The following is a 13600-nucleotide window of genomic DNA, read 5'->3' as shown; positions in this document are numbered from 1 at the left end:
ACGTCGCTGCCGGCGCGGTCGATGACATAGGGGCACTGCGGTGTCTTCACCGGACCTCCGCCTGGGTCGCTCTCGGTTCGGTGAGCACGCTGTGCCGCAGCGTCCGCAGCAGGGTGCCGAGCTTGAACAGGGCCTGGGGCGGGTCGACCAGGCCGGCTGCCCGCAGGAACGCCTCGGTCAGCGCGTCGTCGTGCGCGGCGGCACGCTGGACTTTGTTGATGTAGGCCGAAGCGATCCTGAGTTTCGGGGTGCGGCGGCCCTCGATCTCCGGATACCGCAGGTCACCTGCGAGGTTGACGTCCCAGGCGGCCTGGATGTTCGGGGTGATCGCGGCGAAGTACCGCCGCGGGTCCGGCTCGCCCCCGTCGGCCACCTGGGTCCTGAGGGCCAGAGCCGCCAGTGCCGACAGCGTGTTCCCCTGGGCGTAGACGGGATTCGGGCTGGCCACGCTGTCCCCGATCAGCAGCAGCCCGGCCGGGAAGGCGGTCAGCTTCTCGTAGTGGCGCCACTGGGTGGCCGGGAACCGGTAGGTCTGGATGTCGTTGAGCGGCTCCGCGTCGCGCACCGCCGCATAGATCTCCGGCACCGGCACCGACCGGGCGTATTCGAGGAAGCCCGCCGGGTCTGCGGGCGGATGGTCGCCGGCGTGGGCGTTCAGCGACAGCACATACCGGTCGCTGCCGTCCGGGAGCCGGCGCTCCCGGGCCAGGACCGCGCCGCGCGGATGCGACGGGGTCTGCGCGACGATGTAGCCGATGTCCTTGCCCAGCAGACCCGCCGGCATCCGGAAGTTCCGGGTGGCGTACCCGAGGCCGATCTTGACCCGTTCCTCGGCCGGCGGCTGGTAGCCCAGTTCCGACAGCCACAGGGGCGTGCGCGAACCACGCCCGGTGGCGTCCACCACCAGGTCTGCGGTCAGCACCTCGGAACGCGCGTCGGCCTGGTGGAACACCTGGGCCCCGGTGACCCGGCGCCGGTCGGCGGTGGTCGTCAGGCCCACGATGTCGCAGTGTTCCAGCAGCCTCACGTTGGGCAGGGCGCTCACCCGCGTGCGCACCCCGTCCTCCAGCACGGTTCTGGGCGTGGCCAGGCAGGTCAGGCCGATGGAGGTCTGCCGGAGGCGCCGGCCGTTGATGACCCAGCGCAGATCGGATCCGACGTCGCCGACGGGCACGCCGTCGGCGGCGAACTCGTCGGTGATGCCGGGAAACAGCTCCTCGATCGCCTGCTGACCGCGGGCGAGCAGGCCGTGTGCGTGAAACGACTGCGGGGTGGCCCGCCGCAGCCCGGTCGTCCCGATGAGAGCGTCCCGGTCCACGACGAGCACTTCACGGTATGCGCCGGCCAGGGCCTGGGCCGCGAACAGCCCCGCGATGCTCCCGCCGAGTATCAGCGCGCGGTCGCGGGCGCTCACTGCAGGTGCGTTTCGGGAAGCTCGATGGTGCCGAACACCGGCGTGTTGGCGTACGCGGTGATGGTCCAGCCGACCTCCGAGTCGTCCCGGATGAACAGCCACATGCCGCGGATGGCGTGCTCGACCGGCACCTCGGTGGCGCCGGGCCGGTACGCGCCGCCGTGTGTGACGACCAGCAGCACGTCGTCGGTGATGTAGCGGTACTCGAGCGGGTGGCCGAGCACGTGGGTGCCCTTCCACTTGCCCGCGAACGCCGCGGCCATCCATTCCGTGATGGTGGGCCGTCCCTTGAGGATCGCCCCTGGCAGCAGGATCGAGGCGTCGTCGGCGTAGACCTCGCACAGCGGCTCGGCCTCGTTGGCGTTCCACGAGTCGGTGATCTTCTGAATGAACCTGAGGACGGACGCCTGGTCATCGGCTGACACGGGTCTGGAGGCGGCGCTGATCGTCATGGCGGAGTCCCTTCGACTCTCCTTGCGCTTGCCGCCCATCGTGTGCCGGGTGTGGGCACCTGGCATCTCCCGCCGTGCGGAGTCGAGTGATCTCCGTAACCAAGATCTCGACTTTTGCGAGCGAGGTCACGCCGGTTTCCGTCTGACAGCGCACTCGCGAAGATGCACAGCCGGCCCGGCCCGGCGTCACATTGCCGTGGGTGGCAGCCACGCCCGGCGGACTTTTCGAGAGGGTCAGCGATGCGGAACAATTCAGGGCGTTTCGGCCTCGAAGGCAAGACGGCACTGGTGACCGGCGCTTCCCGGGGCATCGGGCGGGCGATCGCGCTCGGGCTGGCCGAGGCCGGGGCGGATGTCGCCGTCCTGGCCCGCAGCACCGGGGCGCTCGCCGAGGGCGCCAAGGAGATCGAGGCGATGGGCCGGCGCGCATTCGCCTACACCTGCGACGTCGACGACGCCGAGCAGATCCGCCGGACGGTGGCGGCGGCGATCGCCGACCTGGGCCACCTCGACGTCGTCGTCAACAACGCCGGTGGATTCGAGCATGTCGGACCGTTCCTCGCGATGACCGCCGACGACTGGACGAAGATCCTGCGCACCAACCTCGACTCGGTGGTGCACGTGTGCCGCGCGGCGGGCGAGCACATGACCGCCAGGGGCACCGGATCCCTGATCAACGTCGCCTCGGTGGGGGGCTACAACGGGGTACCCATGCTGTCGCCGTACGCGGTGGCCAAGGCGGGGGTCATCTCGCTGACCCGGACGCTGGCCGTCGAGTGGGGCGCCGCCGGGGTGCGGGTCAACGCGATCGCGCCCGGCTGGACCAGGACCCAGCTCACCAGCGCTTTCGCGGGCAATCCCGAGCTGGCCGACGGGCTGATCCAGGCGGTCCCGCTGGGGGTGTGGGGCGAGCCGGACGATCTCGCCGGCGCGGCGGTCTACCTGGCCGGCGACGCCGCCCGGATGGTCACCGGGCTCTCGCTGACCGTCGACGGCGGGGTGACCGCCTACAACACCGGCCCGGCGATGCTCGACCTGCTCCAGGCGGGTCGCATCCCGGTCTGACCGGTAGGCCGCCGACGGCAGGACGCCGCAGACCGTGGTGACACTGGTGCGACACGCTCGCCATCTCCAGCGGCGGCTCCGTCCGCACGACTACCCTGCTCAGTGATCACTGATTTCACCTCAAATGGGGGCATCATGGACATTGAGATCTCCGACCGTATCCGGTTGCGCTTCGACCTCTTCGACGCCGACGGCAACGGCGTGCTCGAGCCGGAGGACTTCGTCGCGGTAGCCGACCGGATCATCCAGGCGGTGGGGGCGGCGCCGACCGACCCCAAGGCCCGCGCCCTGCGTGCCGCGCACGACCAGTACTGGCAGAGCCTGCGGTCCGCGAGCGCCGCGGAGCGGGTCGACCTGCCGGCCTACGCCGCCATCGTGTCGGCCGACGGCTGGTTCGACCAGTACGGACTGGCCTACGCGGAGGCGCTGGCCGACATCTGCGACCGTGACGACGACGGGCTGATCAGCCTCACCGAGTTCCAGCCCGTCATGGAGGCTGCGGGATTCGCCCCCGGCAAGGTGCGGGCCCTGTTCGCGTCGTTCGACCGGGACGGCAGCGGCAGCATCGACCGCGGCGAGTGGATCGCGGGAATCGGGGAGTTCTACGACCCGACCGTCTCCGACGCGGTCACCGGGGTGCTCGCCGGCGCGTGACGCGCCCGGCAGTACGAGGACGACGTGGCCCCGCCGGTGTCTCCGGCGGGGCCACGTCGCGATGTCACCGGCAGAAGGTGCAGCCGCCGTCGCCGCCGGGCGCCGCGTCCTTGGGGTTGGGCAGGCCCTCGCGGGTCTCCGGCTGGGCCTTGGTGGTCAGGTTGGGTGAGGCGAGCAGGTAGGTGTCGACCAGGTTGGAGTCGACCAGGGCGATCAGGCCCGGGTTGTCGGGATCGGTCGGCGCGTTCTCGAAGCCCGGGGCCGTCCAGCCCGGCACGACATTGACCGCGGAGCCCCGCAGCTTGAGCTTCTGCTCCACCACGTCGTAGGTGACGATCGTGGTGTCGGCGTCGGGGTTGACGTACTCCTCGTCGTCGGGGTGGTCGGAGTCCTCGTAGTCCGCATCGACCGTCTCGCAGCCGCCGGAGGTGTCGCAGGCCTGGACGGTCGTGCTGGTGGAGCCGAAGCTCCCGTCGGCCGAGATGTAGGTGGCCACGGTCGTGACGATGGTGCCGATGACCTTGCCGTCGCCGTCCCGGACGAACTGCGTGCTCGTCGAGAGGGTGCTGGTGGAGCCGCCGCGGGTGTCCACCGACTTGTCGTAGGTGACGTTGGTGACGTCGCCGGTGGCCGGGTCGGTCGTCGTGCTCTTCGACTCGCGGGTGGTGGTGTTGCCGTCCGAGGACTCGCGGCGCTGCGTGATGGTCGCCGGGCCCGCCGAACCGTCGGAGTTGGTGCTGTCGATGTGGACGTCGCCGTTGTCGTGGTCCAGGGTCACGGTCCTGGTGGCGCCGTCGTTGAAGACGGTGTGGGTGCCCGTGCCCCCGTCGATGGGAACGGTGGACTTGACCCCGCCGTGCTCGGCGCCGAAGGTGTAGGTGCTGCTGCTGCCGCCCGCGCTGATCAGGGAGGCGTCCATGCCGTGGGTCCGGCGGCCCGCCGGTTCGCCACCGATGCTGGTGGTGCCGAGGCCGACGGTGAATCCGTCCCGGTCGAGGTCGAGGCCGGCCGCCTTGACGTCGCCCATGGTGAGGCCGAGCCGGGTCATCGCGTCCTTGCGGCCACCCAGCGGGAAGGCGCCCAGCGGGTCCTGGCCCGCCTCCTCCCGCGCCTTGACGATCTCGACCGGCATGGCGACGAAGATGCCGAGCCCGTTCTCGAAGGAGGGCAGCTTGTGCTCGACCGCGAGATCGAGCACCGGCATGAGCTTCGGCCGGCTCTCGGGGTCGTACGGGTCGGTGCCCGCCATCAGTTCGTCGGCGTCGCAGACGCCGTCATGGTCGGAGTCGACCACGCCCCAGGCCAGGTAACAGCCGGTCGGGTCACAGAGGCGCACCTCGGAGCGATGGGGGCGCTTGGGCGGCTCCTTCTGAGCGGCCGCGGGTGCGGACAGTCCGGCGGCGAGCAGCATCCCGGCACCGATGACCAGGGAGAACCGGCGCAGGGCGGAGGCTCCCGGCCGGTGGGGGAGGGGGTTAGTGTCGACCATGGCCACGACGGTGGCAGCAGGAGCCGCCGGTAATCGACGGCGAGTCGATTACCCGATACGCCCGGGCCCGATTACTAGGGGTACCCCAGGACGGCCGGACCGGTTGTGCGGGTGATGATCACACGGCGGTGAGGTGGCCGGTGCTCTGGCGCAGGACGAGTTCGGCCGGGAACGGCTGGCGCTGGCCGGACATGATGGTGCCGGACAGCAGCAGCCGCACCGCGGCGGCGGCCATCTCCTCCACCGGCAGGCGCATCGTGGTCAGCGGCGGGTTCGTGCAGATCGCGGCCACACTGTCGTCGAACCCGATGACGCAGACGTCCTCGGGCACGCGCTGACCGCCGGCCGTGAGCGCCTGGACCACGCCTGCCGCCATCAGATCGCAGGCCACGAATACCGCGTCGAGATCCGGGTGCTGCTCCAGCAGCCGCTGGGCGGCGTGGTAGCCGGCTTCCCTGGTGAAGGGGGCGTCGGTGCTGATGTCGGCCAGCCCCAGCTGCTGGATGGCGCGCAGGTGCCCGATGCGCCGATCGGCGGCGCAGGTGTTGATCGCCGGGCCGTGGACGGCCGCGATCCGGCGGCGGCCCAGGCGGTGCAGTTCCGTCACCGCCGCGTACGCCCCGCCGACGTTGTCGGCGACCATCGCCGGGACCGTGGCCGCGGTCGGGACCAGGGAGACCACGCGGCGGCACCGGCGGTGGAAGCGCGCGGCCAGCGCCGGGGGGACGTCGGTCAGCACGGCGCCGAGGGTGACCCCGGCGGCGATCTCGTCCAGTGCCTCGGCCGCCGTCTCGGGGCTCAGGGCGTGCACCCGCAGCTGTGCGCCCACGCCCTTCATCAGCGGCATCATTCCGGCCAGGACCCGGCTGTAGTACGGGTTCGAGCCCAGCCAGCCGCCGGGCGGATCGCAGGTCACGGCGATGACGTCGACGGCCCGGGGGCGGCCGGAAGCCAGGGCGCGAGCCGCCTCGTTGGGCTGGTAGCTGAGTTTGGCCACCGCCTCGTGCACCCGCACCCGCAACGGGTTGGACGCTCCGGGCGCATTGTTGATCACCCGGGACGCCGTGGCCCGGGACACGCCCGCCATGCGCGCGACGTCGTCGATCGTCGGCTTGGACCTGCTCATGTCGCACCCGTACCTTCCGCCGCGTCCGGGGATGGCGGCACTCCGACCATACGGGAGAGAGCGCTCTCACGGGAAGAAGGGCGAAGGCCTGGGCCGCTGAGCGCCGTGGTGCGCTGATAATCGGAGCCATGCCCGCGGGGTGGGGGTCACCCGAACCCGGGAGGCCGGAAGCCGCAGGTCAGACTCACGGACAGGACAGCATGATGAGCGATGGACAGCCGATGCCGCAGACCCGGGGCGTCGCGGTGGAACTGCTGGCCACCGTCGATCTCGGTCCCGAGATCGAGGGTATGGAAGGGTTCCAGCTCCGCATGCGCATGGTGACCATCGAGCCCGGCGGGGTCTTCGGCCCGGTCCACGACCACAAGGGCAGGCCGGGGACCGTCTACGTGCTGCAGGGGACGATCACCGACCACCGCGACGGGACCACCACGGAATACGGGCCGGGCCTGGGCTGGCCAGAGGACCGGAACACGCTCCACTGGCTGGAGAACAGGGGGACGGTCCCCGCGGTCGAGGTCTCGGTCGACGTCGTACGGGCCGGGTAGCCCGCGGATGCGCGGGCCGACCCCGGGCGTATACCGGCGGCGGACCTGGATCGCATCCGGGGCGGATCCGGCTGCCAGGCCAGACCGCCCCGGATGCGATCCAGGTCCGCCGCGACCCGACGTCAGGCTGACAGGGTCTCGGCGGGATACCGCACGTCGGCGGACGCCTGCGCCAAGGCGAGCGACGCCGCACCGAGCAGGCCCGCGTCCCGCCCGAGGCCACCGGCCCGGACGTCGAACCGCCTCGCGAAGGCCAGTCCGCCGCGGCGGGCCAGCGCCCGCCTGATCGGATCGAACAGGACCCGTCCGGCGGCGGCCACCCCGCCGCCGATGACGACGCAGTCCAGATCGCACATTGCCGCAGCGGTCTGGAACGCCACCGCCAGGGCGTCCCCGGCCCGCTCGAACGCCGCGACCGCGGCAGCGTCGCCACGCCCGGCGGCGGCCGCGAGCGCCGGTCCGTCCGCGGCCGCCTCCGGCTTCCAGCCCAGCCGCAGCGCGTGCCGGACCAGGGCGGGCCCGCTGGCGAGGACCTCCACACAGCCCAGGTTGCCGCACGGGCACGGCGGCCCGGCCGGGTCGGCCGTGATGTGGCCGAGCTGACCCGCGTTGCCGGTCGGCCCCAGGTACGGCCTGCCGTCCAGGATCAGGCCGCCGCCGACGCCGGTGGACACCACGACCCCGAGCACGGCCCGGCCCGTGGGCGCGGCGCCGCGCCAGCATTCGCCGATGGCCATACATTGCGCGTCACCCGCGATCGCCACGGCGGGATGGTCCGGGGTCAGCTGCCGTACGACGGCGGCCAGGGGAAAGTCCCGCCACGCCGGGATGTTCACCGGCGACACGGTGCCGCGGACGGGGTCCAGCGGCCCCGCGGTGCCGACGCCGATCGCGTCCACGGGACCGGCGAGCACGTCGGCGACCACGTCGGCCAGGACGCCGTCCGGCTCGGCGCCCAGATGGACCCGCTCGGACCGGGTGAGGATCGTCCCGTCCTCGGCGACGACCGCCGCGGCGAACTTGGTCCCGCCGACGTCCACGGCCAGTACCCGCCTCATCGCGGGCCTGCCTGCGAGACCTCGCCGAACGACCGTACGGCCTGGTCGAGCAGCCTTGCGCCGATCAGCGCCGCCGACGCGGCCGGGACCGGGCGGCTGTCGCGGCGGCTGACGTGGAACACGTGCCTCTCCCCGGGTAGCAGCGTGACGAGGGCGTCGTCGACGCGGAGCTCGTGCGGCGCGAGGCCGAGCGGCGCGGCGAGCAGGTCGGCGAGGACGCACACGTCGCGCAGGATCGTCCGGGCGTCGACCGCGATGCGCAGGCTTCCGTCCACGACCGAGACGCCGACCTCCCGTTCCGGCGGCGGGGGAGTCAGGTCCCGCTCCGGGCGGTAGGCCCAGGTCGCTCTGGTGCCGTCGGTGTCGACGACCAGGATCTCGGCACACGGGTCGGTGGGCAGGGCGATCTCAGGCCCGAGCGGCAGCCGGACGAGGCGCCCGGCCGGGCAGGCGGGCTGGAGGTGGCCGCGGGCCAGCTCGCGCCCGTCGAGGGCGACCCGGCGGACCACGAGGTCAGGCGACCACGGGGTGGGTGAGTCGTTGACGAGCACGAGTTCGAGCCCCCGCGTCCCGGCCGGGTCGTGGGTGGGTCCGGGCTGGACCGGCTGGACGGTGGCCAGGCGCGGGGCGAACGAGCGGCGCAGGGCGTGCCAGAGCGGTTTCTCGATGCCGGCGTGGTCGACGGCCGACCAGCTGATCGCCGGCCAGCAGTCGTTGAGCTGCCAGATGACCACGCCGCCGCAGCGTTCGCGGGTGCGCAGCCACTCGACGCCGGTCGAGACCGCGCGGGCCTGGACCACCTGGGTCGCGAGGTGCCAGTCGGGGCCGGTGGCAGGGGCGGGCACGTGCGGCTGGAGCCCGCGGGTCAGTTTGTGCATGCCGTCGATGGCGCGCAGGTGGTGCCGGGTCAGCGGCGAGTCGGGTCCCGGGGTCTCGCCGTCGGTGGCGCGGGCGAGGGTGGTCCAGGCGGGCGGCCCGCACCAGCCCATCTCGGCGACGAACGACGGATCGTGGTCGCGGTAGTGGGTGTAGTCGGCCTCGTTCCAGGCGTCCCACAGGTGGCTCGGTCCGTGGGTGCCGGCGGTCGGGTCGCGGTCGATGCTGCCCGACCACGGCGAGTTCGGCAGGTACGGCCGGGTCGGGTCGAGCCGGGCCAGCACGCCCGGCAGGACGTCGAGGTAGTAGGCGGCACCCCAGCCCCGGGTGCCGACCTGGTCGGCCCACTTCCAGTGGTGCCAGCCCTGTACGGTCTCATTGCCGCCGCACCACAGCACGAGGCTGGGGTGGGCCGACATGCGGGCCACGGCCTGTTCGGCCTCGGCGGTGACCAGCTCGATCATGTCGTCGTCTTCGCAGTAGGCGGCGCAGGCGAACAGGAAGTCGTGCCAGACGAGCAGGCCGCGTTCGTCGCACGCGTCGAGGAACTGCTCGGTGGCGAAGTGCCCGCCGCCCCAGACGCGCAGCAGGTTGGCATTGCCGGCCAGGGCCTGGTCGAGGCGTGCGGTGACGCGCTCGGGGGTGGCACGGGCGGGCAGGGTGTCGTCGGGGATCCAGTTGTAGCCGCGGACGCGCACGGTGCGGCCGTTGACGGCCAGGGCCCACCGGGTGCCGAGGTGGTCGGGGGTCTCCTCGACGGAGACGCTGCGTACGCCGAGCCGGGTGGCGGCAGTGTCCAGCACGACGCCGACGTGCTGGAGTGCGACGTGCGCGCGGTACAGCGGCTGGGCGCCGAGGCCGGTGGGCCACCAGAGTTCAGGGTCGGTGACGGCGATGGTGACGGCGGCCTCGCCCTCGTCGACGGTCCCGGCTGCCGATCCGCACGGCAGACCGGCCGGGTCGGTGAGGTCGACGCGGACCAGTGCGCCTGCCGGGGCGTCGACCCGTACGTGGCAGGTCAGCCGGGCGTGGCGGTGGTCGTCGGCCAGGTCCACCAGGGGCCGGACGTGCTCGATGCGGCCGGTGTAGGTCTCCAGCCGGATGTCGCGCCAGATCCCGGCGGTGACGAAGTGCGGTCCCCAGTCCCAGCCGAAGTTGGCGGCTGTCTTGCGGACGTGGGCGTAGGGTTCGTCGTATGGACTGGGCAGGGCCCCGTGCGCGCGTTCGTGCCGCAGGGCGGCGTCCCAGGCCGAGGAGAACCGGACCTCGATCACGTTGTCGCCGGGCACCAGGACCTCGTCGACCTGCCAGCGGTAGGCCAGATGCTGGTCGCGGGCCGTGCCGACGGGCCGGCCGTTGACGTGGACGGTGGCGAACGTGTCCAGGCCGTCGGCGACGAGGTCGGTCCGCGTGCCCGGGACCGGCGTCCAGTGGACGTTCCTGCGGTAGGTCCACTCGCAGTGGCCGACCCAGGTCTGCGCCAGCTCGCCCCACCCGAGGTCGGGATCGGGGAGCAGGCCCGCGTCGAGCAGCGCGGTGTGGACCTGGCCGGGCACGGTCGCCGCGATGGTCGCGGTGCGGACGGGGCCGGGGGTGTCGTCCGGTCCGGCCGACCAGGTCAGCTCCCAGGTGCCGCCGAGGTCGAGCCGGGTCGCGGCCGCGGTGACGGCCTGCGTGGTCTGCGTCATCCCTTCACCGCCCCGGCGGTGAGCGCCTCCTGCATGCGGCGGCTGGACAGCGAGTACGCGACGTAGACCGGCAGCAGGGTCAGCACGGTGCCTGCCGCCAGCACGCCGTAGTCGGTGGCGTCGGACAGCAGGGTCGGCAGGGCGACCTGCGCGGTGCGCACGTCGGCGGCGGTGCCGGTGATGGTCAGGGAGAACAGGTACTCGTTCCAGAAGGTCAGCAGCTGCAGGATCGTCACGCTGACGATGCCGGGCATCGCGATCGGGACGTAGACGTTGCGCAGCAGCCGCCAGTGCCCGGCGCCGTCGAGTGCCGCCGACTCCACCAAGGCCGGCGGCACGGTGCGCATGAACTGGGTGAGCAGCAGCACCGACAGGGGCAGGGCGCTGGCCGGCAGGAACAGGATCTGGAACTCGCGGGTGTAGAACAGCCCCATCTTGATCGCGAGGATGACGGTGGGGATGAGCGCGGCGAACGGCGGGATGAGGAACCCGGCGGAGAACACGCCGGTGATCATGCGGGCGAGCCGGTTGTCCCGGTAGGCCAGCGCGTACGCGGCGGGCACGGCCAGGCCGAGGGTCAGCACGATGGCCACGACGGAGATCAGTGCGGAGTTGAGCAGCGCGGGCCCGAGGTCGGCGGTCTGCCAGGCGGTGCCGAAGTTCTCCCACAGCCACCGGGTGGGCAGCGCGAACGGGTGGGTGAAGATCTCGATGTTGGTCTTCAGCGCACTGGCCGCCAGGTAGTACAGCGGCGCGGCGAGCACCAGCGCGTATGCCCAGGCCAGGGTGGTTGCGAATCTGCCGGTGGGGCGGCGGGACGGGGCAGGCGGTTTCATCGGGTGGTCTCCTTGGAGCTGCGCAGCAGCGCGCGGATGAGGATCATGCCGCCGATGCCGAGGATGAGCAGCGTGACGCCGACGACCTGGCTGTAGCCGAGGTCGCGTTGGGAGAAGGCTTTGGCGTAGACCAGGTAGGACAGCGTCGTCGAGGACGTGCCGGGTCCGCCCTTGGTGAGCAGCAGGATCAATGCGGCCGAGGTGAACAGGGTCCACAGGAACTGCAGCATGGTGATGGTGCGGACGTAGTCGATGGTCATCGGGAAGGCGATCTGCCACATGGTGCGCATCCGGCCGGCGCCGTCGATCTGGGCGGCTTCGATCACCTCGGCGGGCAGGCTGGCCAGGCGGGCGGCGAACAGGACGGCGGTCCAGCCGACGCCGCGCCACAGGTCGATGGCGATGAGGCTGGCCAGCGCGGTGCCCGGGTCGGCCAGCCACGGCGTGGCCCACGACTCGGCACCCAGGGTCCGCAGCAGGCCGTTGACGCCGCCGTTGGGCGACAGCACGCCGTAGAAGATCATGCCGGTGATGGAGATGGAGATGAGGCCGGGGGAGAAGTAGAGGATCGACAGCAGCCGGTAGCCGCGGGGTCTGGTGTTGAGGTGGTAGCCGAGCATGAAGGCCAGCGGGATCATCACCGGGACGGCGACGGCGACCTGGATGAGGCTGTTGCGGACGGCGGCGTGGAAGGTCGGGTCGGTCAGGACGCGGCCGATGTTGTCGGTGCCGACGTAGGTCGGCTCGTACAGCAGGCCTTTCCAGCGCATGGTGGCGATGACGAACATCGCGGCGAGCGGTCCGATGGAGAAGGTGACGAACCAGACCAGGGACGGGACGGTCAGCCACAGGACGCGGGCTGACTGGAAGCGGTGGCCGCGCCGCCGCCGGGCGCGGCCGGTCCGGGGCGGGAGGGTCGCGAGCGGCCCGGCGGGTCTGGTGAGCGTGCTGGTCGATGACATGTCGCGGTTCCTCGGGGACAGGAGTGGGGGCCGCCGGGAGGGCGGCCCCCACTCGGTCGGCGGGTGTCAGCCCTTGGTGGCCTTGTCGAGGTCCGCGCAGATCTGCTGCGGGGTCGACTTGCCGTAGGCGCCGGTCAGGACCGTGATGATCGGGTCGGAGGCGGCGCCGATCCAGACGTCGGGCAGGACCGCGTAGTCGGCCTTGGCGTCCAGGCCGACCGACTGCGCCAGCAGCGGGTCGGTGGCGTACGAGGCGAAGTCGCCGGTGGTCGACGGCAGGATGCCGGCGTCCTTGACGAAGCCGCCGACGGCCGCGTCCTCGTAGAACTTCGTGATCAGCTTGCGGACGTTGTCGATGCGGTCGGGCGCCGCGCCGCGCTTGGTGATCATGAAGCCGACGCCGGTGAAGCCCTGGAACGCGGTGGGCTTGGTGAACGTGGAACCGCTCGGGATGGGAAAGCCGCCGAGGGTGGTGTGCTTCTCGATCCCGGTGCCGGAGGCGGCCGACTCGGTGTACGCCCACGAGCCGCCCGGCATGACCGCGGCCTTGCCGGAGTAGAACGAGGCGTACATGTCGTCGGCCTTGAGCCCGGCGGCGTTGTCGACGAAGACCCCGGCGTCGCGCAGCTGGGTGAACAGCGTGATGCCGTTCAGGACGGTGGCGGTCGAGCAGTAGCCGCCCTTCTGCATGACGTTCTTCATGGTCGCGGCGTCGGTGAACGACTGTGCGATCTGGTAGAAGAGCTTCTGCCCGGTCCAGTCGTTGCCGCCGACGATGACCGGGCCGATGCCCTTGGCGCGCAGCTTGCCGGCGGCGGCGATGAGCTCGTCGGTGGTGGCGGGGATCTTGTCCACACCGGCCTTCGTCAGCAGGTCGGTGTTGTACCACAGCGGCCAGCTGAACCCGGAGAACGGCAGGCCCTGGAGCTTGCCGTCGGGGGTGCCGCCGACCCGCCACTCGTTGAGCGCGGTGGGCTTGAGCTTGTCCGCCAGGCCCCACTCCTTGAGGTAGCCGTCGACGGGGACGGTGACGCCCGCGTCGAGCCAGCCCAGCGTCTTGTCGAACAGGTTGACGATGACCAGGTCGGGCGACTTTCCTGCCGCGACGGCGTTCTCGACCTGGTCGTCGATGGTCTCCAGGCCCTCGGTGAGGTTCACGGTGACGCCGGTGTCGGCGGTGTAGGCGTCCAGTACGTGCTTCTGCGCCGCGGCCGCCGAGTTGCCGGCCGTCCACCGGGTGACGACGTCGATGGAGCTGCTGGTGGCGGCGGGCTCGTCGGAGCCGCAGGCGGCCAGGGCCGGGGCCAGCAGGAGCGCGCCGAGGACGGCCGCGGTCGCGGCCCGGCTCGCCCTGGCGGTGGTGCGATGGTCCATGGAGCTTCCTTTACATGTTGACGGAGGAACCCGGGTCGGCCGCAGGGAGGCATCGGCG

The 13600-nt window shown here is 71.8% G+C and carries 12 protein-coding genes; 3 read left to right on the top strand and 9 right to left on the bottom strand.

Features of this window, described 5'->3' with window-relative positions; genetic code table 11:
* Positions 1–46: 46 nt before the first annotated feature.
* Both Cs7R123_RS01940 and Cs7R123_RS01935 read right to left on the bottom strand, forming a co-directional pair.
* Positions 47–1414, bottom strand: a complete 1368-nt coding sequence (locus Cs7R123_RS01940) for an NAD(P)/FAD-dependent oxidoreductase (RefSeq protein ID WP_212822981.1) — start codon at positions 1412–1414, stop codon at positions 47–49.
* Positions 1411–1866: an SgcJ/EcaC family oxidoreductase gene (locus Cs7R123_RS01935; protein WP_212822980.1), complete on the bottom strand. Its 456-nt coding sequence runs from the start codon at positions 1864–1866 to the stop codon at positions 1411–1413. The genes Cs7R123_RS01940 and Cs7R123_RS01935 overlap by 4 nt, the downstream gene beginning before the upstream one ends.
* A 240-nt stretch (positions 1867–2106) precedes the next feature.
* On the opposite strand from Cs7R123_RS01935, the gene Cs7R123_RS01930 reads away from it, so the two are divergent.
* The gene (locus Cs7R123_RS01930) at positions 2107–2931 is read left to right on the top strand and encodes an SDR family NAD(P)-dependent oxidoreductase (protein ID WP_212822979.1); all 825 of its coding nucleotides are present in this window, start codon (positions 2107–2109) and stop codon (positions 2929–2931) included.
* Between the two features lie 135 nt (positions 2932–3066).
* The gene (locus Cs7R123_RS01925; protein ID WP_212822978.1) at positions 3067–3585 is read left to right on the top strand and encodes an EF-hand domain-containing protein; all 519 of its coding nucleotides are present in this window, start codon (positions 3067–3069) and stop codon (positions 3583–3585) included.
* Between the two features lie 64 nt (positions 3586–3649).
* On the opposite strand, the gene Cs7R123_RS01920 is transcribed toward Cs7R123_RS01925, so the two are convergent.
* Positions 3650–5074 carry a hypothetical protein gene (locus Cs7R123_RS01920; protein WP_212822976.1) on the bottom strand — a complete coding sequence of 475 codons (1425 nt, stop codon included), beginning with the start codon at positions 5072–5074 and terminating at the stop codon, positions 3650–3652.
* A gap of 118 nt (positions 5075–5192) precedes the next feature.
* A complete protein-coding gene (locus Cs7R123_RS01915) occupies positions 5193–6200 on the bottom strand; it encodes a LacI family DNA-binding transcriptional regulator (RefSeq protein ID WP_212822974.1) in 1008 nt (335 codons plus the stop codon).
* Positions 6201–6403: 203 nt separating this feature from the next.
* Between Cs7R123_RS01915 and Cs7R123_RS01910 the strand changes: the two genes are divergently transcribed.
* Positions 6404–6748: a cupin domain-containing protein gene (locus tag Cs7R123_RS01910; protein WP_212822972.1), complete on the top strand. Its 345-nt coding sequence runs from the start codon at positions 6404–6406 to the stop codon at positions 6746–6748.
* Between the two features lie 122 nt (positions 6749–6870).
* On the opposite strand, the gene Cs7R123_RS01905 is transcribed toward Cs7R123_RS01910, so the two are convergent.
* From Cs7R123_RS01905 to Cs7R123_RS01885, 5 genes are all read right to left on the bottom strand, one after another.
* A complete protein-coding gene (locus Cs7R123_RS01905; RefSeq protein ID WP_212822970.1) occupies positions 6871–7806 on the bottom strand; it encodes an ROK family protein in 936 nt (311 codons plus the stop codon).
* Positions 7803–10370, bottom strand: coding sequence for a glycoside hydrolase family 2 protein (locus tag Cs7R123_RS01900; protein WP_212822968.1), 2568 nt, complete (start codon positions 10368–10370; stop codon positions 7803–7805). Before Cs7R123_RS01900 ends, Cs7R123_RS01905 begins: the two co-directional genes overlap by 4 nt.
* Complete coding sequence (locus Cs7R123_RS01895) at positions 10367–11206, bottom strand: carbohydrate ABC transporter permease (protein ID WP_212822966.1); 840 nt, start codon at positions 11204–11206, stop codon at positions 10367–10369. The genes Cs7R123_RS01900 and Cs7R123_RS01895 overlap by 4 nt, the downstream gene beginning before the upstream one ends.
* Positions 11203–12168 (bottom strand): carbohydrate ABC transporter permease, encoded by a 966-nt coding sequence (locus tag Cs7R123_RS01890; RefSeq protein ID WP_212822964.1) that lies wholly within the window; start codon positions 12166–12168, stop codon positions 11203–11205. Before Cs7R123_RS01890 ends, Cs7R123_RS01895 begins: the two co-directional genes overlap by 4 nt.
* 66 nt (positions 12169–12234) lie before the next feature.
* The gene (locus tag Cs7R123_RS01885) at positions 12235–13542 is read right to left on the bottom strand and encodes an ABC transporter substrate-binding protein (RefSeq protein WP_212822963.1); all 1308 of its coding nucleotides are present in this window, start codon (positions 13540–13542) and stop codon (positions 12235–12237) included.
* Positions 13543–13600: the final 58 nt, after the last annotated feature.

The organism is Catellatospora sp. TT07R-123, assembly GCF_018327705.1.
Classification (GTDB): Bacteria; Actinomycetota; Actinomycetes; order Mycobacteriales; family Micromonosporaceae; genus Catellatospora.
Note: the sequence above shows the minus strand (reverse complement) of the source record. Positions and strands in the feature narration are given on the sequence as shown.